Source organism: Streptomyces sp. NPDC059906 (assembly GCF_042730645.1).
GTDB classification, from domain to species: Bacteria; Actinomycetota; Actinomycetes; order Streptomycetales; family Streptomycetaceae; genus Streptomyces; species Streptomyces rubrogriseus.
The window spans coordinates 256737-279252 of sequence record NZ_JBHWKU010000003.1 but is presented as its reverse complement, the minus strand read 5'-3'; the positions used below and the strand labels follow the sequence as shown (position 1 = coordinate 279252).

The following is a 22516-nucleotide window of genomic DNA, read 5'->3' as shown; positions in this document are numbered from 1 at the left end:
TCGCTTTCGGTCCGACGGGGAGATCCGACTCTGATGCACACCGACCTCGTGGCAGCGCTGGACATCGGCGGCACCAAGATCGCCGGCGCGCTGGTGGACGGCCACGGCCGCATCCAGGCGCGCGCACAGCGTGCGACACCGGCCCGGGAGGGCGGTGACACCGTGATGCGGGCCGTCGAGGACGTGCTCGCCGAGCTGACCGCGTCGCCCCTGTGGGAGCGGGCATCGGCGGTCGGCATCGGCAGTGCCGGTCCGGTGGACGCCTCGGCCGGCACGGTCAGCCCGGTGAACGTGCCCGGCTGGCGCGACTACCCGCTGGTCCGGCGGGTCCGGGCCGCCGCCGGCGGCCTGCCGGTGGAGCTGATCGGCGACGGGGTGGCCATCACGGCGGCCGAACACTGGCAGGGCGCCGCCCGCGGGCACGACAACGCGCTGTGCATGGTGGTGTCGACGGGCGTCGGCGGCGGTCTGGTCCTGAACGGCCGGCTGCACCCCGGACCGACCGGCAACGCCGGCCACATCGGCCACATCAGTGTCGACCTGGACGGCGACCCCTGCCCGTGCGGTGCGCGCGGCTGCGTGGAGCGCATAGCGAGCGGCCCCAACATCGCCCGCCGCGCGCTGGAGGCCGGCTGGCTGCCCGGACCGGACGGCGACACCTCCGCCGCCGCGGTCGCCGCCTCGGCGCGCCTCGGCGACCCCGTCGCCGTCGCCTCCTTCGAACGGGCCGCGCAGGCGCTGGCCGCCGGTATCGCCGCCACCGCGACCCTCGTCGAGATCGACATCGCCGTGGTGGGCGGGGGCGTGGGCAAGGCGGGGGACGTTCTCTTCGCCCCGCTGCGCAAGGCCCTCACCGACTACGCGACGCTGTCCTTCGTCCAGCGCCTCGCGGTCGTCCCCGCCCAGATGGGCACGGACGCCGGGCTGGTCGGCGCGGCCGCCGCGGCCCTGTCGAGGACGGCGGCCGTGACCGCCGCGCACGTCTGAGCCCCGCCCCGCGGCGGCCGGGGCGGACTCCGTGGCACGGGCGACTTGCGCGGTCCTGCCCGTGACCCCGGGGCGGCGGCGTAGTTGAACGGGGCATGAAGAAGCGCAGCATCCTCGCCCTCGCGACCCTCGCCACCGGCTTCGTCGTCGCGGCCGTCAGCCCGTCCCACGCCGCCCCGAGCGACCTCCCGCTCAATCTCGGGGTGGACGACACCGTCAGTACCCTGGAGGACACCGTCGCCAACGAGAGCCTGACCCTCGACGACGACGCCCTGGGACAGCTGGGCTGACACCCCGGACCGGGCCGACGCGCCCGCTCGGATCCACACGGCGCCGTTGCCCCCGAGGGGGCGTCGGCGCCGCTGTCATATGCCCTTTCCCACGTCACCGGCCGGGCTGGTTTCCGTGGCGGGGTGAAGCGGGCAAGCCACAGTGGGCCAACAGAAGAGGGGGACCTGTGACCGTCGTCTGGATCAACGGCGCGTTCGGTGCGGGGAAGACCACCACCGCACGGGAACTGATCGAACTGATCCCGAACAGCACGCTCTTCGACCCCGAGGTCGTCGGCGGGGCACTCGCGCACCTGCTGCCGCCCAAACGCCTGGCCGAGGTGGGCGACTTCCAGGACCTGCCGATCTGGCGCCGACTGGTGATCGACACGGCGGCGGCGCTGCTCGCCGACCTCGGCGGGACGCTCGTGGTCCCGATGACCCTGCTGCGCCAGGAGTACCGGGACGAGATCTTCGGCGGTCTCGCCGCCCGCCGTATCGAGGTCCGGCACGTCCTGCTGGCCCCGGCCGAAACGATCCTGCGGGAGCGAATAGCGAGCCGCGAGGTGCCGCGGGACCTCCCGGACGGCGAGCTGCGGATACGGCAGTGGTCCTACGACCACATCGAGCCCTACCGCGCCGCACTCGCCTCCTGGCTCACCGCCGACGCCCACCCCGTCGACACCGGCGCCCTCACCCCGTACGAGGCCGCCGTCCGGGTCGCCGAGGCAGTCGGCTCGGGTGCCGTGCCGGCCTGCGAGATCGTCCAGACACCCGAGCCCACCGGCGAGACCGTCGCCGCCGGCGTCCTGCTCTTCGACGAGCGGGACCGGGTCCTGCTGGTGGACCCCACCTACAAACCCGGCTGGGAGTTTCCCGGCGGCGTCGTCGAACCCGGCGAGGCGCCCGCCCGCGCCGGCATGCGCGAGGTCACCGAGGAGACCGGCCTCAGCCTCCCGGACGTACCGGCCCTGCTGGTCGTCGACTGGGAACCACCGGCCCCTCCCGCCTACGGAGGGCTGCGGCTGCTCTTCGACGGCGGCCGGCTCGACGCCGCGGACGCCGGCCGGGTGCTCCTGCCCGGCCCCGAGCTGCGCGACTGGCGCTTCGCCACCGAGGACGAGGCCGCCGACCTGCTGCCCCCGGTCCGCTACGAGCGGCTGCGCTGGGCGCTGCGGGCCCGGGAGCGTGGTGCCGCCCACTATCTGGAGGCGGGCACGCCGGTCGGCTGACGCCGGCTCACGGCCTCGCACGTCCGCGCCCGCCGAGGGCTACGGCACGGTCCCGGCCGACGTCGGGCACACCGAGTGGCACACCCCCGTCGACCAGCGACCGCGACCCGGCTCAGCTCGCCGCGTAGTTGCGCAGGAAGTGCGCCTCCGCCACCGACAGCCGTTCCAGCTCCTCCGGGGACACGCTCTCGTTCACGGCGTGGATCTGCGCCTCCGGCTCGCTCAGGCCGATCAGCAGGATCTCCGCCTCCGGGTAGAGGGACGCCAGGGTGTTGCACAGCGGGATGGAGCCGCCCTGACCGGCGTACTGCATCTCCTCGCCGGGGTACGCCACCGCCATCGCGTCCGCCATGGCCTGGTACGCCGGACTCGTGGTGTCGGCGCGGAACGCCTGGCCCTGGCCGATCTGCTCGACGGCGACCCGGGCGCCCCACGGCGTACGGGTCTCCAGGTGGGCCTGGAGGAGCTTGGTGGCCTCGGCCGCGTCCACGCCCGGCGGCACCCGCAGGCTCACCAGCGCCCGCGCGCCCGCCTGCACCGACGGGGTGGCGCCGACGACCGGCGGGCAGTCGATGCCGAGCACCGTGACGGCCGGCCGCGCCCAGATCCGGTCGGCGACCGAACCGGAGCCGATCAGCTCCACGCCGTCCAGCACCCGCGCGTCCCGGCGGAACTGCTCCTCGTCGTAGGCGAGGCCCTCCCAGGTGCGGTCCGCCGCCAGACCGTCGACCGTCGTCGAGCCGTCCTCCGCGCGCAGCGAGTCCAGCACCCGGATCAGGGCGGCCAGCGCGTCGGGCGCCGCGCCGCCGAACTGGCCCGAGTGCAGGTTGCCTTCGAGCGTGTCGACCTTGACGCGCAGCAGCGTCATGCCGCGCAGCGTGGAGGTGACCGTCGGCAGACCGACCCGGAAGTTGCCCGCGTCCCCGATGACGATGGTGTCAGCGGCCAGCAGCTCCGGGTGCGCCTCGGCGTACCGCTCCAGGCCGCCCGTGCCCTGCTCCTCGGAACCCTCGGCGATCACCTTGACGTGCACCGGGACGCCGCCGTTCGCCTTCAGCGCGCGCAGCGCCAGCAGGTGCATCAGCACGCCGCCCTTGCAGTCCGCGGCGCCCCGCCCGTACCAGCGGCCGTCGCGCTCGGTCAGCTCGAACGGCGGGGTGGCCCAGCCGGCCTCGTCCAGCGGAGGCTGCACGTCGTAGTGGGCGTAGAGCAGCACCGTCTTGGCGCCCTCGGGGCCCGGCAGGTACCCGTACACCGACTGGGTGCCGTCCGGCGTGTCGAGCAGGTCCACGTCCTGGAAACCCTCGGCGCGCAGGGCCGCCGCTATCCAGTTGGCGGCGCCCACACTCTCGCTGCGCGGGAACTGGTCGAAGTCGGCCACCGACTTGAAGGCCACCAGCGCGGCCAGTTCCTCCTTCGCGCGGGGCATCAGCGAAGCGACGGTCTCCGCGACCGGATTCGACGACATGGGCACGCTCCTTGTGGGTGCGACGTTGTACCAAGGAGTACTTGGAATGACTTGGAATGACGGGCCGATCCTCCCACAGTGGCCTGCGGCGATGCCCGCCGTAGGATGCGGGGGTCAGGTGCGGCATGCGGTTTGATCGGAGCAGTAGACCATCGTGAGCAGCGAGAACTCTTCGGCGGACGACGCGCGTCAGGTCTGGGACGTGGTCGTGGTGGGCGCGGGACCGGCGGGGGCCTCGGCCGCCTACGCGGCGGCGGTCGCGGGGCGGCGTGTCCTGTTGCTGGAGAAGGCCGAGCTGCCCCGCTACAAAACATGCGGCGGCGGCATCATCGGGCCCTCGCGCGACACCCTCCCGCCCGGCTTCGAGCTGCCCTTCCAGGACCGGGTGCACGCGGTGACCTTCTCGAACAACGGGCGCTTCACCCGGACCCGGCGCTCCCGGCAGATGCTGTTTGGGCTGATCAACCGGCCCGACTTCGACCTGCAGCTCGTCGAGCACGCCCAGAAGGCGGGCGCCGAGCTGCGCACCGGCGCGACCGTGACCCGAGTGGAGCAGCACGGTTCGGCGGTGCCGGACCGGCGCACGGTCGCCGTCGTCCTCCAGGGCGGTGAGACGGTGCTGGCCCGGGCCGTGGTCGGCGCGGACGGCAGCGCCAGCCGGATAGGCGCGCACGTCGGGGTGAAGCTCGACCAGGTCGACCTCGGCCTGGAGGCGGAGATCCCGGTGCCCGAGACGGTCGCCGAGGACTGGAAGGGCCGGGTGCTCATCGACTGGGGCCCGATCCCCGGCAGTTACGGCTGGGTCTTCCCCAAGGGGGACACGCTCACGGTCGGGGTCATCTCGGCGCGCGGCGAGGGCGCGGCGACCAAGCGGTACCTGGAGGACTTCGTCGCCCGGCTCGGGCTCGCCGGATTCGAACCGAGCATCTCCTCCGGCCACCTGACGCGCTGCCGCGCGGACGACTCGCCGCTCTCGCGCGGCCGGGTCCTGGTGTGCGGGGACGCGGCCGGGCTCCTGGAGCCGTGGACCCGAGAGGGCATCTCCTTCGCGCTGCGCTCGGGACGGCTCGCGGGGGAGTGGGCGGTGCGCATCTCCGAGGCCCACGACGCGGTGGACGCGCGCAAGCAGGCCCTGAACTACGCGTTCGCGATCAAGGCCGGGCTGGGCGTGGAGATGAGCGTCGGCAAGCGGATGCTGACGGTGTTCGAGCGCAGGCCCGGCCTCTTCCACGCGGCCCTGACCGGTTTCCGTCCGGCCTGGAAGGCGTTCAGGGACATCACGCAGGGCTCGACCTCGCTGGGCGAGCTGGTTCGCAGTCATCCGCTGGCCCAGCGGGCGCTGGGGGCGATGGACCGCCGGTCCGAGGCGGCCGAGGCGTCCGCCCGGTCCGCGTCGCCCGCGGGCGAAGAGACCGGCGCCTGACCGCGGGTGCCCGGCCGTCGGCGCCCGCCCGGTCAGGACCTGACCGCGCGGCACACCCGGGCAAGGGTCTCGCCGAGCCGGTACTGCCCACCGAGCCACCGCGCGGGGCCCGTCGGACGGATCCCCGGCCCCCCGACCCGCCGCCCGGGACCGTGACGGCGAGGGTGGCCTGCGGGGCCGAGCCGTTTGTCACCCGGCGGACCGCCTCGCTCGTCCGGGCGCACCGGGCCGTGCAGGGGTGTACTTCGCCGGGAGTACGTGTGATCACCACGCGCGGGTGACGCCGCCCGCCGGGCCCGGCGTCTAGCGTGGCGGTCATGGACGGACAGCGCGAGCGCGCGGGCCGGGCGCCGCAGTGGTGGCGGCACGGGCCCCCGTGGTGGAACCGGCGGGGCGACGAGGAACAGCGCCCCGCCTGGCCCTGGCGCTCCACCGTGCTCGTCACGGTGTTCGTGCTGGTCGGCTCCAATTTCGCCGCCCACGCCCAGGAGGCGGAGCGGGTCGGACTGGACCCCTTCGCGCGCGTGCTGCTCTTCGTGACGGGAGCCGCCCTGCTGTGGCGGCAGCGGTACCCGGTGCCGGTCGTGTTCGGCACGGCGGTCACCACCCTGGTCTACCTCGGCGCCGGATACCCCTACGGCCCGGTGTTCGTGGCCGTCGCGGTGGCCTGCTTCAGCGCCGTCGTCGCCGGGCACCGCAGGGCCGCGTGGGCGGCGATGGGAACCCTGTGGGCCGGGCACGCCCTGGTGGCGCACTGGCTCTACCGGTGGCTGCCGCCGTCCGGGGACTCGGCCGCCTCCTGGGGACAGGAACTCGTGATCGCCACCTGGGTGGTGGCCATCGCGGCCCTGTCGGAGCTGGCCCGGGCGCGCCGCGAGCAGTGGGCGCGGGAGCGGGCCGAGCGGGCCCAGGCGGCGCGGCGCCGAGCGGACGAGGAACGGCTGCGGATCGCCCGCGAGCTGCACGACGTACTCGCGCACAGCATCTCCGTCATCAACGTGCAGGCAGGCGTCGGACTCGCCCTCCTGGACACCGACCCGGAACAGGCCCGCACCGCGCTCACCACCATCAAGGACCAGAGCAAGGAGGCGCTCGGCGAGGTGCGGCAGGTACTCGACACCCTGCGCACCCCCGGGGACGCGCCGCGCGCTCCGGCTCCCGGCCTCGACCGGCTCCCGGAGCTGGTCGAACAGGCGGCGAGCGCGGGCCTCACCGTCGAGGTGGAGGGGAAGGCGCCGCGCCTGTCGCCCGGCACCGACCTCGCGGCGTTCCGCATCGTGCAGGAGGCGCTCACCAACGTCGTACGGCACTCGGGCTCGCGGCACGCGCGCGTCCGTCTCGACCGGGACGGGGGCACGCTTCTGCTGCGCGTCGACGACGACGGTCCCGCGACGGGGGCCGAGGCGGGCGGCAGCGGCAACGGGCTGGCCGGGATGCGGGAGCGCGCGGCGGCGCTGGGTGGCACCATCGAGGCGGGCCCGCGTCCCGACGGCGGCTTCCGGGTCCTGGCGGCCCTGCCGATCGACGTGAAGCACCCGAACCGCACGAAGGAGGACGGCCGGTGATCCGCGTACTGCTCGCCGACGACCAGTCACTGGTACGGGCCGGATTCCGGGCGCTGCTGGACTCGCAGCCGGACATCGAGGTGGTCGCGGAGGCCGCCGACGGCGAGGAGGCGGTGCGCTCGATCCGCGAACTGCGCCCCGACGTCGTCCTCATGGACATCCGCATGCCCCTGCTCGACGGCCTCGCCGCGACCCGCCGGATCACCGGCGACCCGGGGCTGCCCGACGTGAAGGTGGTCATGCTCACCACCTTCGAACTCGACGAGTACGTCTTCGAGGCGATCCGCTCCGGTGCCTCCGGCTTCCTGGTCAAGGACACCGAACCCGAGGAACTCCTGCGCGCCGTGCGGGCGGTGGTGGACGGCGACGCGCTGCTGTCGCCGGGGGTGACGCGGCGGCTGATCGCCGAGTTCGCGGCCCGTTCCAAGGAGCCCGCGGCGGCCGGCGAGATGGCCCGGCTGACCGAACGGGAGCGCGAGGTGATGGCCCTGGTCGGCATCGGACTGTCCAACGAGGAGATCGCCCGCCGACTGGTCGTCAGCCCGCTGACCGCCAAGACCCACGTCAGCCGCACCATGGTGAAACTCGGTGCCCGCGACCGGGCCCAACTGGTCGTCCTCGCCTACGAGTCGGGCCTGGTGCGCCCCGGCTGGCTCGGCTGACCGCCGCGCGCGAACCGGACCAGCACGCTCACCACCCGGACGGCGAACACCACCACGGCGAGCACCACGCCCGCCCCGACGAGCGCGGAGCGCACCCCGCCGGTCAGGCCGAAGAGATACGCGGGCCCCGCCACGGCACCGAACAGCACAGCCGCCGCGAACGCCGCGCTGCACAGCGCGTAGCCGATCTCGACCGTGATGGCGTCCCGCTCGCCCTGCGTGCGCCGTCCCCCGTGGGCATCCATGGCGGCAAGTCTCCCAGAGCGGCGGCGTTTTGACAGCGTGGTGTCCGGCGCGCGGAGCTCTGCTACGGTGCGCGGATGGCGGCGAAGAAGGCCGAACAGGCGCTCGTGACCCGGTGGCGCTCGATCCTGGTCCTCCATGCCCGCGTCCAGTGCGAACTCGACCGTGCCCTGCACGGACACGGCCTGTGCGGAAGCGACTTCGAGGTTCTCGACGTCCTGGCCGGCACCCGGGACGAGGACGGCTCCGGCTCCCGCGGATACCGCGTCCAGCAGATCTCCGAGCGGGTCCACCTCAGCCAGAGCGCGCTGTCGCGGCTGGTCGCCCGGCTGGAGAAGGACGGTCTCGTCGAGCGCTCCCTGTGCCCCGAGGACCGGCGGGGCGTGCGGGTGGCGCTCACGCCGAGGGGACGCGCCCGGCACGGTGCGGCGCTCCCGGTGCAGCGGGCGGTGCTGCACCGGATGCTGGCCGGCTGACCGACGCCGCCGGGACACCCCCTCAGCTCCAGGTGACGCCCGACCGCTCGCGCCACAGCGCGGCGAGCGAGCCGTCGCCGGTCACCTCCGGGAACGGCCGGCGGTTCCACAGTGCCGGGTAGAGGAGTGCGGCGGGGCCGGACAGTTCGCAGTCGGCGGACCCGGCGGCCTCCCGCACGGTCACCGGCGGCTGCGCGGACAGCCGTACGGTCCACACGGCGTCCGGCGCGTCCGTCGCCCGCACCCGCAGCGTGCGGGGCTCCTCGGTGCGCACGGCGCTCTTCGGGCGGGCGTGGAAGGCGCACAGCAACTCGTCGATGCCGTCCACCGCGAAGTCCACGCCGATGCCGGTGGCCTCACCGCCGCGCGCCGACTCGGCGTCGAGCCGGTGCACCGTCGTCTCGTGCGCCTGCCGCCTGGCCCAGAAGGCCAGCGGTGACGGCGCGGGCAGGAACTGCCAGCACCGCACGCCGGGCGCGGCCCCGGTGAGGGTGTCGACGAGCCGTGCGTGCCCGTCCCGGAACCAGCTCACCAGCCGGGCGCCGTCGAGCGCGGGCGGGTCGTCGGCACGCCGGGGACCGGTGTGCCCTTCGGCGACGAACGCCGTCGCCCACCGGTGCACCATCCCCGTGTGCCGCAGCAGGTCCCGCACGCGCCAGCCGGGGCAGGTCGGCACCTCGGCGTCGCTGCCCGCCGCCTCGGCGGCGGCGGCCAGCAACGCGCCTTCTCGGTCCAGGGTCTCGACGTACGCCGCGGTCTTCATGGCAGGGAGTGTGCCGCATGGAGCGCACTCGACGGCAGGCCTTCCCGGCACGTTCCCGTTCCCGGGCTGCGCCCAGGCTCAGCCGGGCTCAGCCGGGCACCGCCGCGCGCCGCGTCGCGACCGCGACCAGCACCGCCACCGCCGCGAGCACCGCCACGCTGGTGAGGGCGGCCGGCAGGGAGAACCAGTCGGCCATGAAACCGATCGCGGGCGGACCGAGCAGCATGCCGCCGTAGCCCAGGGTGGACGCGGTCGCGACCCCGCTCGGGCCGCCGAGCGCGCCCGCCCGCTCGATGGCGACCGGGAAGATGTTGGCGAGCCCGAGGCCGGTGATCGCGAAGCCGAACAGCGCCGCCCACACGGACGGGGCGAGCGACCCGAGCAGCATGCCGGCCACCGCGGTGCTGCCGCCCGCCACCACCGTGGCCGTCCGGCCCAGGCGTTCCAGCAGCGTGGTTCCCGTCAGCCGGCCGACGGTCATGGCGAGCGCGAAGCACGAGTAGCCCGCCGCCGCCAGGCCCGGCGAGGCGTCGAGGTCCTGCTCCAGGTGCAGGGCGCCCCAGTCGGCCATGGCACCCTCGCCGTAGGCCGTGCACAGGGCGATCAGGCCGAAGGTGATGACGAGGCGACGGGTACGGCGGTCCGGGCGGCGCGGGGTACCGTCCTCCTCGGGAGTGCGGTCCGGCGGCGCGGCGGGCTCGCAGCGCAGCAGGGCCCGGCCCGCGACGAGGGTGACCAGCAGGCCGGTCACGGTGAGGGCGAGCAGGTGCCGCGTCGGCGACAGCGCCCCGGCGACGAGACCGCCGAGCCCCGCGCCGACCATGCCGCCGAGGCTGAACGCCGCGTGGAAGCTGGGCATGATCGGGCGCCCCAGTACGGCCACCAGATCGACGGCGGCGCTGTTGAAGGCCACGTTGATCCCGCCGTACGCGCTGCCGAAGACCAGCAGGACGACGCCGAGGGCGAGAGCGGAGTGGGTGAGCGGGGGCAGGGCGATGCTGAGGCAGAGCAGGACCGCGCAGGCGACGGTGACGGGATGGCTGCCGTAGCGGCGGACCAGCCGTCCGGTGAGCGTCATGGTGATCACGGCGCCCGCCGAGACACCGAGCAGGGCGAGCCCCAGGGAGCTGGCGGAGGCGCCGGTCTGCTCCTTGATGGCGGGGATCCGGACCACCCAGCCGGCGAAGACGAAGCCGTCGAGGGCGAAGAAGGCGGTCAGGGCGATTCGGAGACGGGTGAGGTCGTCGCGGGAGCCCGGCACGGCGTTGTGCGATCGGGCTTTGTTTATTTGCGGCACAAAGTCAGGTTAGGTGCGGGACCGGCGGCGCGGCAAGGGTGGCCGGACCGGGGACGCGCAAGGGTGTCCGGGGCCGGGGAAGCGCCGTGGCGTGCGGGAGCCCGGGCGTCGTCAGTCGGCCGGTGCCCCTGCCGTGCTCTCCCGCACCACCAGCCGGTGCGGCGCCTTGGCCTCCGTCGGCGCGGGCGCCGAACCGTCGATCACGCCGAGCAGGGTGCTGACCGCCGTGCGCGCGATCGCGGCCTTGTCCGGGGCGACGGTGGTCAGCGACGGCGAGCTGTACCGGCCCTCCTGGATGCCGTCGACCCCGACGACGGCGATGTCGTCGGGCACCCGTACCCCGGCCCGGGTCAGCGCGTGCATGGCGCCGATGGCCAGCAGGTCGTTGTAGCAGAAGACCGCGTCGGGCGGCTCGGGCAGGGCGAGCAGCCGCTCCATGGCCTGGGCGCCGAGGTGGCGGTGGAAGCGCGGGGTGGGGACGATCAGCTCCTCGTCCACGGTGAGCCCGGCGCGTTCCAGCGCCTGGCGGTACCCGGTCGTACGCAACTGCGCGGTCTCGCCGGTGCTGTAGGGCTGGTCGCCGATGGCGGCGATCCGTCGGCGGCCGAGGCCGACGAGGTGTTCGGTCGCGTCCCGGGCCGCGGCGACGTTGTCGATCGCCACGTGGTGGAGGCTTCCGTTGAAGATGTGCTCGCCGAGCAGCACGACGGGCACCCGGTTGGTGCGCCGGCGCAGCTCGTCCGCAGAGATGGACAGCGGGCTCAGCAGCAGGCCGTCGAACATCGTGGCGCGGGACTCGCGGCCCAGCAGCTCCCGCTCGCGCTCGCCGTCGCCGTCCGTCTGGTCCAGCATGACCACGTACCCGTGGGTGCGGGCCGCGGTGATCACCTCGCGGGCCAGTTCCGCGAAGTACGGCACGTCCAGCTCGGGGACGACCAGGGCGATCATGCCGCTGCGGCCCCGGCGGAGATTGCGGGCCACCAGGTTGGGCCGGTAGTCGAGTTCGTCGAGCGCGGCCTGCACCCGGACCCGCAACTCGTCGGAGACGGGCACCGAACCGTTGACCACGTTGGACACGGTGCGAATCGAGACTCCGGCGCGTCGGGCGACGTCGCGGAGCGTGGAGCCGGCCATCCGGTTCCCCCTCACGGCCCCCGCGGGGCCTCGGTCGGCAGCATCTCGTGTTCGCGCCGGTGTGGACCAGCGCAGATGCAGGTTGATGTTACTCAGCTATTGCATCGTTGCAAAAGGCGACGCATCATCTCTGCATCGTTGCAAAGCGTGGGCGGCGGCCCGGACCCCGTGCCGGCCGCCGCGCCGCCGACGACGCCTGCGCGCGTCCACGTCCACCCCTGCTCAGCCACTCCGTCTCGCGCACCCCAGCTCGCATTCCCGACCGAGGAGCCGTGCTCATGTCCAGATCATTCGTCCCGCGGCGCAGCGTTCTGCGCGGCGCGCTCGGCGCCGGCGCGCTCGCCGCGGCCGCCGGTCCCCTCGCCGCGTGCGCCCCCGGTTCCTCCGGGTCCGAGCCGCGCAAGCTCACCGGGACGCCCAGCGCGTCGGCCAAGGGCGAGATCACCATCTGGAACCGCTCGGGCGACCTGTTCAAGGTCTTCGACGCGGCGATCGACGCCTTCCGCAAGGCCTACCCGGACATCAAGGTCAACCACCAGGCCGTAGACATCGACGCCAAGCTCGCCAACACCCTGATCAGCGGCACCGACCTGCCCGACGGCAGCTTCTGGGACGACGCCAAGATCGGCGGGCAGGCGGAGCACCTGTACGACCTGACGGACCTGATAGCGCCCTACCGAGACAAGACCTCGGCGTACAAGCTCTCGGTCAACACCGTGGACGGCCGGATCTACGGCGTGCCCTGGGACCTCGACCCCGGGCTGCTCTGGTACCGCGAGGACCTGCTGGAGGACGCGGGCGTCGACCCGGCCGGGCTGAAGACCTACGACGACCTGCTGGCGGCGGCCCGGTCGCTGCGGGAGAAGAACCCCGAGGCCCGCCCCCTGCACATGGAGAAGGACCCCTTCCTCGGCCAGCTCTGGCTGGAGATGCTGGCGGGCCAGCAGGGCACCAGCCTCGCCGACGCCGACGGGCAGGTGCGGCTGGACTCCAAGGAGTACCGCAACGTCCTCAACTGGGTCCGCGACGCCGTCGACGACGACCTGGTCACCCACGCCGAGTACCTCAAGCAGGCCGACCTCGCCGCCCTGGAGAACGGACAGCAGGCCCTCGTCCCGTGGGCGGTGTGGTGGTCCTTCGCGCCCCAGCAGCTGCTGAAGAAGGGCAGGGGCAAGTGGCGCGCCGCACCGCTGCCGGCCTGGACCCCCGGCGGGGCGCGCAGCGGTGCCATGGGCGGCAGCAGCTTCATCATCCCGGCGAAGGCGAAGAACCCCGAACTGGCCTGGCTGCTGTACGAGTTCCTGTGCTTCAAGGAGCCCGGCTACAGCGCGGTGTACGGGCCGAGCGAGGTCTACCCGGGCGGTCTGACCACCTCCGTGCCGAGCTACGGGCCCGCCCGCCGCCCCGACAAGCCGCTGTTCGAACCGGTGGCCGCGCTCGGCGGACAGGACCTGTGGAAGGTCGCCGTGGACGCCGCCGGCACCATCCCGTCCGCCGCGCCGATCCCCGCCTGGTGGGCCAAGTCCGTCGACTACCTCGGCAACAACCTCCAGCGGCTCATCGAGGGGAAGATGGCCCCCGACGACGTCATCGACGACTCCACCAAGAAGATCCAGCGCAACCTGGTGGACCGCGCATGACCACCGGCACCCTCACCCCGCCCCGCAAGGAACGGGCGGCACCCGCCTCGCCGCGCCCCGCCCGCCGCTCCCGTCGGGGGCCCTTCCTCGCGCCCTACCTCTTCGTCGCGCCGTTCTACATCGTCTTCGCCGCCTTCGGCCTCTACCCCCTCGTCTTCGCGCTCCAGTTGAGCTTCACCGACTGGAAGGGCGCCGGCGAGGCGAAGTTCATCGGCCTGGAGAACTACACCTACCTGCTCACCAGCGAGGAGTTCTGGTCCTCGCTCGGCAACAGCGCGGTGATGTGGCTGCTGATCGTGCCCCTCCAGATCGTCGGCGGCCTGGCCGCCGCGGTGCTGCTGGCCAACGCGAAGCTGCGGCTGCGCGGCATGTTCCGGGTCGCCTTCATCGCGCCGTTCGTCACCCCGCTGGTGGCGATGGCCCAGGTGTGGATCGTCGCCTTCGACACGGACTACGGGCTGGTCAACCACCTGTTCAACCTGGTCGGTCTGCCGGACGTCGACTGGCTGCAGTCGACCGTCTGGGCCAAACCGACGCTCGCGCTGCTGTTCCTGTGGAAGACCACCGGATTCGCCATCATCATCCTGCTCGCCGGGCTCCAGGCCGTGCCCGGCGACGTGTACGAGGCCGCCGCCCTCGACGGCGCCTCCCGCAAACGGCAGTTCTGGTCGCTGACCCTGCCACTGGTCCGGCGCAGCATCGCCTTCCTCGTCGTGGTGCAGACCCTCGCGGTGTTCCAGATGTTCGCCGAACCGTTCGTCGTCACCCAGGGCGGCCCGTACGGCTCGACCAAGACCGGCGGGCTCTACCTCTACAACCACATCCTGGCGTCCGACCTCGGGACCGGCGCCGCGAACTCCTTCCTGCTCGTGCTGCTGGTGTTCGCCCTGTCCCTGCTGTCCGTGCGCCTGCTCCGCTCCCGAGACGAGTGACCATGACCAGCCTCATGACCAGCCGGACCGAGAAGCCGGGCAGGAGCCTGTCCCAGCCCCGGCCGGGGCCGCTCCAGTACCTCGTGCTCGGCCTCCTCGCCCTCGTGTTCGCCTATCCCATCTGGTGGGCCGTCAGCTCCTCGCTGAAGCCGCCGGCCGACATCGTCCGCGACCCGCTGTCCTTCTCGCTCGGCTCGGCCACGCTCGACAACTACCGGGCGATGTTCGACGACGTGCCGATCGGCACCGGTTTCGTCAACACCGTGCTCGTCGTCGCCGTCAAGGGCGCGATGACCATGTTCTTCTGCCCGCTGGCCGGCTACGCCTTCGCCAAGTACCGCTTCCCCGGCAAGAACCTGCTCTTCGGCGTGCTGATGCTCACGCTGATGCTGCCTACCCTCGTGCTGGTCATCCCGCTGCTCCTCGAGATGAGCCAACTGGGCTGGGTCAACACGTACCAGGCGCTGATCCTGCCCGGCAGCATCGACGCCTTCAGCATCTTCTGGATGCGGCAGACCATCGCGGCCGTGCCCGACGAACTCCTCGACGCCGGACGCGTGGACGGGGCGAGCGAGTTCGGCATCTTCGCCCGGATCGTGGTGCCGGTCATCCGGCCGGGCATCGCCGCGCTCGGCGTCCTGACCGCCATGAACATCTACAACGACTTCGTCTGGCCGGTCGTCGCCGTCAACGACGAGAGCCACCAGACGCTGCAGGTCGTGCTCTCCACCCTCGCGCAGAACGTCACCGGCAACCGCGTCGGCGCCGACTTCGCGACCGTCTGGGGCGAACTGCTCGCCGCCGGAAGCATCGCGATGCTGCCCGTGCTGGCCCTGTTCGTCCTGCTGCAACGCCACTTCATCAACGGGATCCTCGCGGGCAGCGTCAAGGGCTGACACCCCGCCCGTACACCGCTGATTCCGTCGATTCCGTCAACATCCCCCGCGCATCGAATCGGAGCAGACACGCACATGACCACCCCTCGCCCCGAGTACCCCCGCCCGCACTTCGACCGGTCCCACTCCTGGCTCACCCTCAACGGCGCCTGGGACTTCCGCGCCGACCCCGCCGAGAGGTACTCCGCCGACGCGTCCGACGGCTACGACCGGGCGATCACCGTGCCCTTCGCCTGGGAGACCCCCGCCTCCGGGATCGCCGAGCACTGGCTGCGGACCGCCTGGTACCGGCGGACGTTCACCGTGCCGGCCGACTGGGCCGGACAGCGCGTCGTGCTGCACTTCGGTGCCGTGCACCACGCCGCCACGGTCTGGGTGAACGGCACCGAGGTCGCCCACCACGAGGGCGGCTACACCCCCTTCGCCGCCGATGTCACCGACGCGCTCGGCGACGGCGGCGACCACCTGCTGACGGTCCGGGTCCACGCCCCCGCCGACAAGCGGGACATCGCCCACGGCAAGCAGCGCAGCATGCCCCGCGACGACTACGACGGCGTCTGCTTCACCCCGTCCTCCGGCATCTGGCAGAGCGTCTGGCTGGAGGCCCGCCCCGCCACCCACCTCGCCGCCCTCCGGCTGCGCCCGAACGACGACCTGAGCGGCATCACCGTCGAAGCCGTCGTGCACGGTCCCGCGGCGGACCGCGCCGAACTGCGGCTGCGCGTACGCGACGAGGACACCGCCGTCACGGCGACCGTGGACCCCGACGGACGGCTCCATGCCGAACTCCCGCTCTCCGCGCCCACGTTGTGGTCGCCGGAGGACCCGCACCTCTACCACGTGGACGCGGAGCTGACCTCCGCCGACGGCACCGACCGGGTCGCCGCGTACACCGGACTGCGCACCATCACCGTCGACGGCGAGTCCCTGTACCTCAACGGGCGGCGGCTGTTCGTACGCGGTGTGCTCGACCAGGGCTACTGGCCCGAGACCGGCATCACCGCCCCCGACGACACCGCCCTGCGCCGCGACCTCGAACTCGCGGCCGGGGCCGGCTACAACCTCGTCCGCAAGCACCTCAAGCTGGAGGACCCCCGCTTCGCCCACCACGCCGACACCCTCGGCATGCTCCTGTGGGCCGAACCCGCCTCGCCCGGCCGCTTCTCACCCGCTTCCGTCACCGCTTTCGCCGAGCAGATCGAGCCGATGGTCGAACGCGACGGCAACAGCCCCGCCATCGTCATCTGGGGCCTGTACAACGAGGAATGGGGCCTGGACTGGGACATCCCCGGCGACCCGGCCAAGCAGCACGCCACCGCCGACGCCTACGACCGCCTCAAGGCACTGGACCCCACCCGTCCGGTCGTCGACAACTCCGGCTGGACCCACGTCAGGACCGACCTGCTCGACTGGCACTACTACGACGAGAGCGCCGCCTCCTGGGCCACCACCGTCGCCGACCTGCTCTCCGGCGAACGCGACGACTTCCCCGTCAAGCTCGGCCCCGACTTCGTCGTCCACAAGAAGCTCGCCGTCCCCGGTCAGCCGCTGCGCGGCCTGCCCAACCTCAACAGCGAGTACGGCGGCGGCTTCACCGGCCTGGACCGCGCCTGGCACCTGCGCTGGCAGACGCAGGAGCTGCGCCGCCACGACCGGCTCGCCGGGTACGTGTACACCGAGCTGTACGACATCGAGCACGAGAGCGCCGGACTGCTGGACTTCGGGCGCGGCACGAAGGACCTCGCGGGCGTCGACCCGGCCCACGCCAACGCGCCGACCACCCTCGTCCTGGACGTCACGCCGGTGGCACCCGGCCGCGACCTGCTCACCGCCGACCGCGACGTCACGGTCGACGTCCACGTCTCCCACCACGGGGCCGACCCGGTCGAGGGCACCCTGCACACCACCTGGACCCCGGTGTACGCCAGAACGCCCGACGCGCCCGGCGACGCCGTCCCCGGCTGCCGCGCGGAGGCCAAGCCGTACGTCCTCGGCGCCGCCGTCACCGTGCCCGCCACGCTGCCCGACGGCTGGGTCAGTGGCCGGCTGCACCTGGCGCTGGTCGTGGACGGCACCGTCGCCGCCCGGACCGCGCTGGACGTGGACACGCGGACCGACCCGTACATCGGCGACGACCCGCAGGCCCGCCCCACCTCCTGACTCCCGACCGACCCGCTACGACGGGTCCGACCTCCCGCGACCCACCGATCCCGCACCACCCGACATCCCCACCACCAAGGAGTCGATCCGTGCGCAACCCGTCACTCACCCTCAGACGATCACCGGCCCTGCTCGGTGTCCTGGCCCTCCTCACGGCCCTGCTGTCCCTGTGGTCGCAGCCCGCGTCGGCCGCGCCCGCCGGACAGGTCCTGGCGTCGCCCGACCTCGCGGCCCACCCGCAGGGCGACGACAGCTACCCGCGCGCCGTCCGCCTCGACCACGACGGCTCGGCCGGGCAGACCATGCTGGCCACCTACGCCCGGCGCGAACAGGGCGCCACCAACACGCTGCCCGTCCACCGCAGCACCGACGGCGGCCGCACCTGGAGCGCCGCCCCGATCTCCACCATCACCTCGCACACCCCGGGCTGGGACATCGAGGCACCCGTCCTCTACGAGGTGCCGCGCACCGCGAACGGCCTGAACCAGGGCGACCTCCTCGCCGCCGGCACCGCCTGGCAGGCCGGTGACTACACCACCCAGCGCGTCGAGGTGTTCAAGAGCACCGACCACGGCCAGAGCTGGCAGCACCTCTCCGACTGCACCCGCACCAGCGGCCTGCCCGACACCATCGGGCACGGCATCTGGGAACCCTGGTTCCTGCTCGCCCCCGACAACACGCTGGCCTGCTTCATCTCCGACGAACGGCCCGCGGGCAGCCCCACCAACAACCAGGTCATCGGCCACTACACCTCCACCGACGGCGGCCGCACCTGGAGCGGCACGCTCACCCAGGACGTCGCCTTCCCCGCCGACAACCTCGCCCGCCCGGGCATGTCGATCGTCGTCCCGCTGCCCGACGGGCGGTTCATGATGGCCTACGAGATGTGCCGGGACGCCACCGACGCCGACCACGCCTGCGAGGTGTACACCAAGACCAGCCCCGACGGCCTGAACTGGGCGCCGGCCGACAACCCCGGCACCCTGGTGCGCACCGCCGACGGCAGGGAACTGCTGCACACCCCCTACCTCGCCTGGGTACCGGGCGGCGGCCCCGACGGCACGCTGCTGATGTCCGGCCAGCGCGTGGTGAGCGGACCCACCGGCAACAAGACCGTGCTGTCGGAGTCCGGCGCCGTGGTCTTCGCCAACACCCACCTCGGCGCGGGGGAGTGGACCGAGATCGAGGCCCCGGTCCTGACCGACCCCACCGGCGGCTACAACCCCGGCGAGCCCTCTTGCCCCGGCTACAGCTCGCCGATCGTGCCGCGCGCCGACGGCACCTCCTTCCTCTACCTGACCGCCACCTGGCTCGGCACCGGCAACCAGTGCCAGGTCCGCTTCGGCACCGGCGGCCTCGGCGGACCGGTCGGCCAGGTCACCACGCCGTGGGTCGCGGGCAAGTGCCTGGACGTCGACACCAACACCAGCGGCAACGGCAACGCCGCCCAGCTGTGGGACTGCAGCAGCGCCACCGGCCAGCGCTGGTCCGTCGCCCCCGACGGCACGGTGCGCGCGTTCGGCAAGTGCCTGGACATCGACGGCAACGGCACGGCCAACTTCACCAAGGTCCAGGTGTGGGACTGCGCCCCGGGCGTCGGCGGCCAGCAGTGGCGCCACCGGGCCGACGGCTCGCTGTTCAACCCGCAGTCCGGCCGCTGCCTGGACATCCCCTCCGGCGGCACCGCCAACGGCACCAAGCTGCAGATCTACGACTGCAACGGCCTCGGCACCCAGAAGTGGAACCTGCCGGTCTAGTCGCGGGAGCACCCGGGGCCCCGCGCCCCGGGTGTCGCATACGCTCGACAGCACCATGATGAACAACCCCACCCCCTTGGAGCCGAAGGCCGACAAGGCCACGGTCAGACGGCACAACCTCAGCCTGGTCCTGAGGGCCGTGCACGACGCGGGGGAGGCGACCAGGGCCGGTGTCGCCACGCACGTCGGACTGACGCGCGCGGCGGTGTCGTCCCTGGTCGAGCAGTTGCTGGAGTACGGCGTCGTCTCCGAGTGGGGCAAGACCAGCAGCGGTCAGGCGGGACGGCCCGGCACCGTCCTGAAGGTGTCCCGCTCGGGCCCGGCGGGACTCGGCGTCGAGATCAACATCGACTACATCGCGGTGTGCGTCGTCGACCTCGCCGGCACCGACCGGGTGCGGCTCGTCGAGCACGTCGACAACCGGGGGGTCGAGCCCTCCGAGGTCCTGGCGCGCGCGGCCCGGCTGGCGGCGCGCGCCGTCGGCTCGGCGGCGGAACAGGACCTCGCACCGGCCGGCGTCCACGTCGCCCTGCCCGGCCTGGTGACCGGCGGCGCCGTACGCCAGGCACCCAACCTGGGCTGGCGGCGGGTCGCCGTGGAGGGGCTGTTCGCCCAGGCGCTCCTCGCCCTGCGCCCGGCCCACCGGCCGCTGCCGGTCAGCTCCGACAACGAGGCCAACGCCGCCGCCCTCGCCGAGCTGTGGTTCGGCGCCGGCACCGAGGGTGTGCGCAGCTTCCTCTACCTGACCGGCGAGATCGGCGTTGGCGGTGCCCTGGTGCTCGGCGGCGAGCTGCTGCGCGGCGCGCACGGCTTCGCCGGGGAGATCGGGCACATGGTCGTCGACCCGGACGGCCCGCTGTGCCGGTGCGGCGCCCACGGCTGCCTGGAGCAGTACGCCGGACAGGCCGCGCTGCTCACCGCCGCCCGGATCGACGCGGACGCGGGCGCGCGGGGCGTCGCCGAACTCGAACGCCGCGCCAGGCAGGGCGACCCGTCCGCGCTGTCCGCGATCGAACGGGCCGGACGGCAACTGGGCGTCGTACTCTCGGGCGCGGTGAACCTCTTCGACCCCGAGGCGGTGATGCTCGGCGGCGTCTACCGCGAGCTGATGGACTGGCTCGCCCCGGCCGTCGACCGCGAACTGGCCCGGCGCGTGGTCTCCGGACTGTGGAGCGAGGACGGCAAACGGCTGCGGGCCGCCTCCCCGCTCGGCGACGCGGCCCGGGGCGCGGCCGGCGCGATCGTCCGCGAGGTACTGGCCGACCCGGCGGCGTACGCGGAACGGGACGCGGACTGACCCGGAGGACGGCCGCCCGGCAGCCCGCCGCATCGGCCCGCCGCGCTCACCCGCGGTTGGCGGCGATCATCTCCCGGTACCAGCGGTAGCTGTCCTTCGGCGTGCGTCGCTGCGTGTCGTAGTCGACCCGCACGATGCCGAAGCGCTTGTCGTAGCCGTACGCCCACTCGAAGTTGTCCAGCAGCGACCACACGTAGTACCCGCGTACGTCCACGCCCGCGTCGATCGCCGCCCGCAGCGCGGTGAGGTGGTCGCGCAGGTAGGCGACCCGGTCGGTGTCGTGCACCGTGCCGTCGGCGGCGGCCGCGTCGTCCTCCGCCGAGCCGTTCTCGGTGATGTGGACCGGCGGGAGCGCGTCGCCGTACCGCTGCTTCAGGGCGACGAGCAGGTCGGTGAAGCTGTCCGGCACGACCGGCCAGTTCATCGCCGTGTGCCGCACTCCGGGGTGCCGTACCTCCTCGTACCGGTTGTCCGTGGCCACGCGCCGCCCCGGGTCGCTCTCGCGGTGCGGGGCGTCGGCGACCACGATCGGCCGGTAGTAGTTGACGCCGAGGAAGTCCAGGGGCTGCGAGATCAGCTCCAGGTCGCCGTCCCGCCGGAAGTCCGCGCCGGTGATCAGCTCGCCCCAGGTCTCCTCCTCGGTGGCCGGGTAGCGGCCCGCGAGGATCGGCTCGGTCCACACCAGGTTGTGCTGGGTGTCCGCGCGGACCACCGCCGCCAGGTCGGCCGGGGAGCCGGTGGCCGGCAGGTTGCGGTCCAGGTTGAGCGTGATGCCGACCTCGCGCACCCCCGCCGCCCGCAGCGCCCGCACCGCCAGCCCGTGCCCGACCAGCAGGTGGTGGGCGGCGGCCAGCGCACCCCGGCCCTCCTGGGCGCCCGGCGCGTGCCGGCCGATGGAGTAGCCGAGGAAGGAGCTGCACCACGGCTCGTTGAGGGTGATCCAGCGGGGCACCCGGTCGCCCAGGTGCTCCGCGACCACCGCCGTGTACTCGGCGAACCGCTCCGCCGTCTCGCGCACCCGCCAGCCGCCCCGGTCCTCCAGGGCCTGCGGCAGGTCCCAGTGGTACAGGGTGGCGGCCGGCTCGATGCCCGCCGCGAGCAGCTCGTCCACCAGCCGGGAGTAGAAGTCGAGCCCCTTCGGGTTCACCGCGCCCGAGCCGTCCGGCACGATGCGCGGCCAGGCGATCGAGAAGCGGTAGGAGTCCACGCCGAGGCCGCGCAGCAGGGCCACGTCCTCGGGGTAGCGGTGGTAGTGGTCGCAGGCCACGTCACCGGTGTCGCCGTTCACCACCAGGCCGGGAGTGTGGCTGTAGGTGTCCCAGATCGACGGTCCGCGGCCGTCCTCGGTCGCCGCGCCCTCGATCTGGTACGAGGCGGTCGCGGCGCCGAAGACGAAGCCGGGCGGGAAACCGGGGTACTCACTCATGCTGTGCTGCTCATCTCCGTGCTTGCGGGGCGTGCGGGTTCAGGGGCGGGCGGGATTCACTTGACGGAACCGCCAGTGATCCCGGCGGCGATGTACTTCTGGGCGAGGACGAGGAGGATCGCCGCGGGCACCGCGGACAGCACCGACGCGGCCATCACCGAGCCCCAGTCGCCGACGTGCGCGCCGATGTACTGGTAGATGCCCAGGGTGATGGGCTTGACGTCGTCGGTCGTGTTCAGGGTGAGCGCGAACATGAAGTCGCTCCACGAGAACAGGAACGCGAACAGCCCTGACGTGATCAGCGAGTTGCGGCTCATCGGCAGCACCACCCGTACGAAGGTGCGCACCGGACCGGCGCCGTCGATCTGCGCAGCCTCGATCACCTCGCCCGGGATCGACACCATGAAGGAGCGCATCAGCACGATCGAGAACGGGATGCCCAGCGAGGCGTCCGCCAGCATCAGGCCGAAGTAGGAGTTGACCAGGCCCAGGTCGACGTAGGAGTTGTACAGCGCGTTGGCGATGACGATGCCCGGCACCATCTGGGTGATCAGCGTGCCGAACACGATGGTGCGCGAGCCGCGCAGCCCGAACCGCGCGAGACCGTACGCGGCGGGCGCCGAGATCGCCAGGCAGATGGCGACCGCGCCGAGCGAGACCGCGAGCGAGGTCAGCAGGTGCCCGCCCTGGTCGCTGATCGCCTTGGAGAAGCCGGAGAGGTCCAGGCTGCCCGGCACCGGGTCGACCTGGAGCAGCCCCGAGTCGGGCTGGAGCGCCGTGTTGAGCATCCAGTACAGCGGGAACAGCATCACGCACAGGATCAGAACGCCGGCGACAGTGGAGCCCCAGCGGCGCCGGGAGGCGGTGGGCGGGTGGGAGGCCATGGACG

General features: G+C 73.0%; 20 protein-coding genes. 13 read left to right on the top strand and 7 right to left on the bottom strand.

The genetic code is table 11. The features are described from left to right. Positions 1-33 precede the first annotated feature (33 nt). The 3 genes from ACFV9J_RS06670 (at position 34) to ACFV9J_RS06660 (ending at position 2488) form a co-directional block, all read left to right on the top strand. Entirely contained in the window at positions 34-987 is a 954-nt protein-coding gene (locus ACFV9J_RS06670; protein WP_385350788.1) for an ROK family protein, read from the top strand. 95 nt (positions 988-1082) lie between these two features. Next, the gene (locus tag ACFV9J_RS06665; RefSeq protein WP_385350786.1) at positions 1083-1277 is read left to right on the top strand and encodes a hypothetical protein; all 195 of its coding nucleotides are present in this window, start codon (positions 1083-1085) and stop codon (positions 1275-1277) included. 167 nt (positions 1278-1444) lie between these two features. Further along, a complete protein-coding gene (locus ACFV9J_RS06660) occupies positions 1445-2488 on the top strand; it encodes an NUDIX domain-containing protein (protein WP_385350783.1) in 1044 nt (347 codons plus the stop codon). 112 nt (positions 2489-2600) lie between these two features. Here ACFV9J_RS06660 and ACFV9J_RS06655 read toward each other — a convergent pair whose 3' ends face one another. After that, positions 2601-3956: a dipeptidase gene (locus ACFV9J_RS06655; protein WP_385350780.1), complete on the bottom strand. Its 1356-nt coding sequence runs from the start codon at positions 3954-3956 to the stop codon at positions 2601-2603. 154 nt (positions 3957-4110) lie between these two features. Between ACFV9J_RS06655 and ACFV9J_RS06650 the strand changes: the two genes are divergently transcribed. From ACFV9J_RS06650 to ACFV9J_RS06640, 3 genes are all read left to right on the top strand, one after another. Further along, positions 4111-5379, top strand: coding sequence for a geranylgeranyl reductase family protein (locus ACFV9J_RS06650; protein ID WP_385350776.1), 1269 nt, complete (start codon positions 4111-4113; stop codon positions 5377-5379). 317 nt (positions 5380-5696) lie between these two features. After that, complete coding sequence (locus ACFV9J_RS06645; protein ID WP_385350774.1) at positions 5697-6944, top strand: sensor histidine kinase; 1248 nt, start codon at positions 5697-5699, stop codon at positions 6942-6944. Further along, positions 6941-7606 carry a response regulator gene (locus ACFV9J_RS06640; protein ID WP_385350771.1) on the top strand — a complete coding sequence of 222 codons (666 nt, stop codon included), beginning with the start codon at positions 6941-6943 and terminating at the stop codon, positions 7604-7606. The genes ACFV9J_RS06645 and ACFV9J_RS06640 overlap by 4 nt, the downstream gene beginning before the upstream one ends. Here the strand turns inward: ACFV9J_RS06640 and ACFV9J_RS06635 are convergent. Continuing rightward, positions 7567-7851, bottom strand: coding sequence for a DUF6332 family protein (locus tag ACFV9J_RS06635; protein WP_385350769.1), 285 nt, complete (start codon positions 7849-7851; stop codon positions 7567-7569). The genes ACFV9J_RS06640 and ACFV9J_RS06635 overlap by 40 nt on opposite strands. A 75-nt stretch (positions 7852-7926) precedes the next feature. Here ACFV9J_RS06635 and ACFV9J_RS06630 point away from each other — a divergent pair, with 75 nt between their 5' ends. Further along, entirely contained in the window at positions 7927-8325 is a 399-nt protein-coding gene (locus ACFV9J_RS06630; RefSeq protein WP_385350766.1) for a MarR family winged helix-turn-helix transcriptional regulator, read from the top strand. Between the two features lie 22 nt (positions 8326-8347). Here the strand turns inward: ACFV9J_RS06630 and ACFV9J_RS06625 are convergent, their stop codons facing one another. The 3 genes from ACFV9J_RS06625 to ACFV9J_RS06615 all read right to left on the bottom strand — a co-directional run bounded on the left by ACFV9J_RS06625 (position 8348) and on the right by ACFV9J_RS06615 (position 11519). Beyond that, entirely contained in the window at positions 8348-9088 is a 741-nt protein-coding gene (locus ACFV9J_RS06625; RefSeq protein ID WP_385350763.1) for a maleylpyruvate isomerase family mycothiol-dependent enzyme, read from the bottom strand. A gap of 88 nt (positions 9089-9176) precedes the next feature. Next, positions 9177-10349 carry an MFS transporter gene (locus ACFV9J_RS06620; RefSeq protein WP_385351328.1) on the bottom strand — a complete coding sequence of 391 codons (1173 nt, stop codon included), beginning with the start codon at positions 10347-10349 and terminating at the stop codon, positions 9177-9179. 147 nt (positions 10350-10496) lie between these two features. Beyond that, positions 10497-11519 carry a LacI family DNA-binding transcriptional regulator gene (locus ACFV9J_RS06615; RefSeq protein ID WP_385350760.1) on the bottom strand — a complete coding sequence of 341 codons (1023 nt, stop codon included), beginning with the start codon at positions 11517-11519 and terminating at the stop codon, positions 10497-10499. 278 nt (positions 11520-11797) lie between these two features. On the opposite strand from ACFV9J_RS06615, the gene ACFV9J_RS06610 reads away from it, so the two are divergent. The 6 genes from ACFV9J_RS06610 (at position 11798) to ACFV9J_RS06585 (ending at position 20201) form a co-directional block, all read left to right on the top strand. Further along, positions 11798-13159, top strand: a complete 1362-nt coding sequence (locus tag ACFV9J_RS06610) for an ABC transporter substrate-binding protein (RefSeq protein ID WP_385350757.1) — start codon at positions 11798-11800, stop codon at positions 13157-13159. Then, complete coding sequence (locus ACFV9J_RS06605; protein WP_385350754.1) at positions 13156-14091, top strand: carbohydrate ABC transporter permease; 936 nt, start codon at positions 13156-13158, stop codon at positions 14089-14091. Before ACFV9J_RS06610 ends, ACFV9J_RS06605 begins: the two co-directional genes overlap by 4 nt. A gap of 2 nt (positions 14092-14093) precedes the next feature. Further along, positions 14094-14987 carry a carbohydrate ABC transporter permease gene (locus ACFV9J_RS06600; RefSeq protein WP_385350750.1) on the top strand — a complete coding sequence of 298 codons (894 nt, stop codon included), beginning with the start codon at positions 14094-14096 and terminating at the stop codon, positions 14985-14987. 75 nt (positions 14988-15062) lie between these two features. After that, complete coding sequence (locus ACFV9J_RS06595; protein WP_385350747.1) at positions 15063-17147, top strand: glycoside hydrolase family 2 protein; 2085 nt, start codon at positions 15063-15065, stop codon at positions 17145-17147. 89 nt (positions 17148-17236) lie between these two features. Continuing rightward, on the top strand, positions 17237-18904 hold the full coding sequence (locus ACFV9J_RS06590; RefSeq protein ID WP_385350744.1) for a ricin-type beta-trefoil lectin domain protein: 1668 nt from the start codon (positions 17237-17239) through the stop codon (positions 18902-18904). A 55-nt stretch (positions 18905-18959) separates the two neighbouring features. Next, positions 18960-20201 carry an ROK family protein gene (locus ACFV9J_RS06585; RefSeq protein WP_385350741.1) on the top strand — a complete coding sequence of 414 codons (1242 nt, stop codon included), beginning with the start codon at positions 18960-18962 and terminating at the stop codon, positions 20199-20201. A 46-nt stretch (positions 20202-20247) separates the two neighbouring features. Here the strand turns inward: ACFV9J_RS06585 and ACFV9J_RS06580 are convergent, their stop codons facing one another. Then, positions 20248-21627, bottom strand: a complete 1380-nt coding sequence (locus ACFV9J_RS06580; RefSeq protein ID WP_385350738.1) for a GH1 family beta-glucosidase — start codon at positions 21625-21627, stop codon at positions 20248-20250. Between the two features lie 56 nt (positions 21628-21683). After that, complete coding sequence (locus tag ACFV9J_RS06575; RefSeq protein ID WP_385350735.1) at positions 21684-22511, bottom strand: carbohydrate ABC transporter permease; 828 nt, start codon at positions 22509-22511, stop codon at positions 21684-21686. Between the last annotated feature and the right edge of the window lie 5 nt (positions 22512-22516).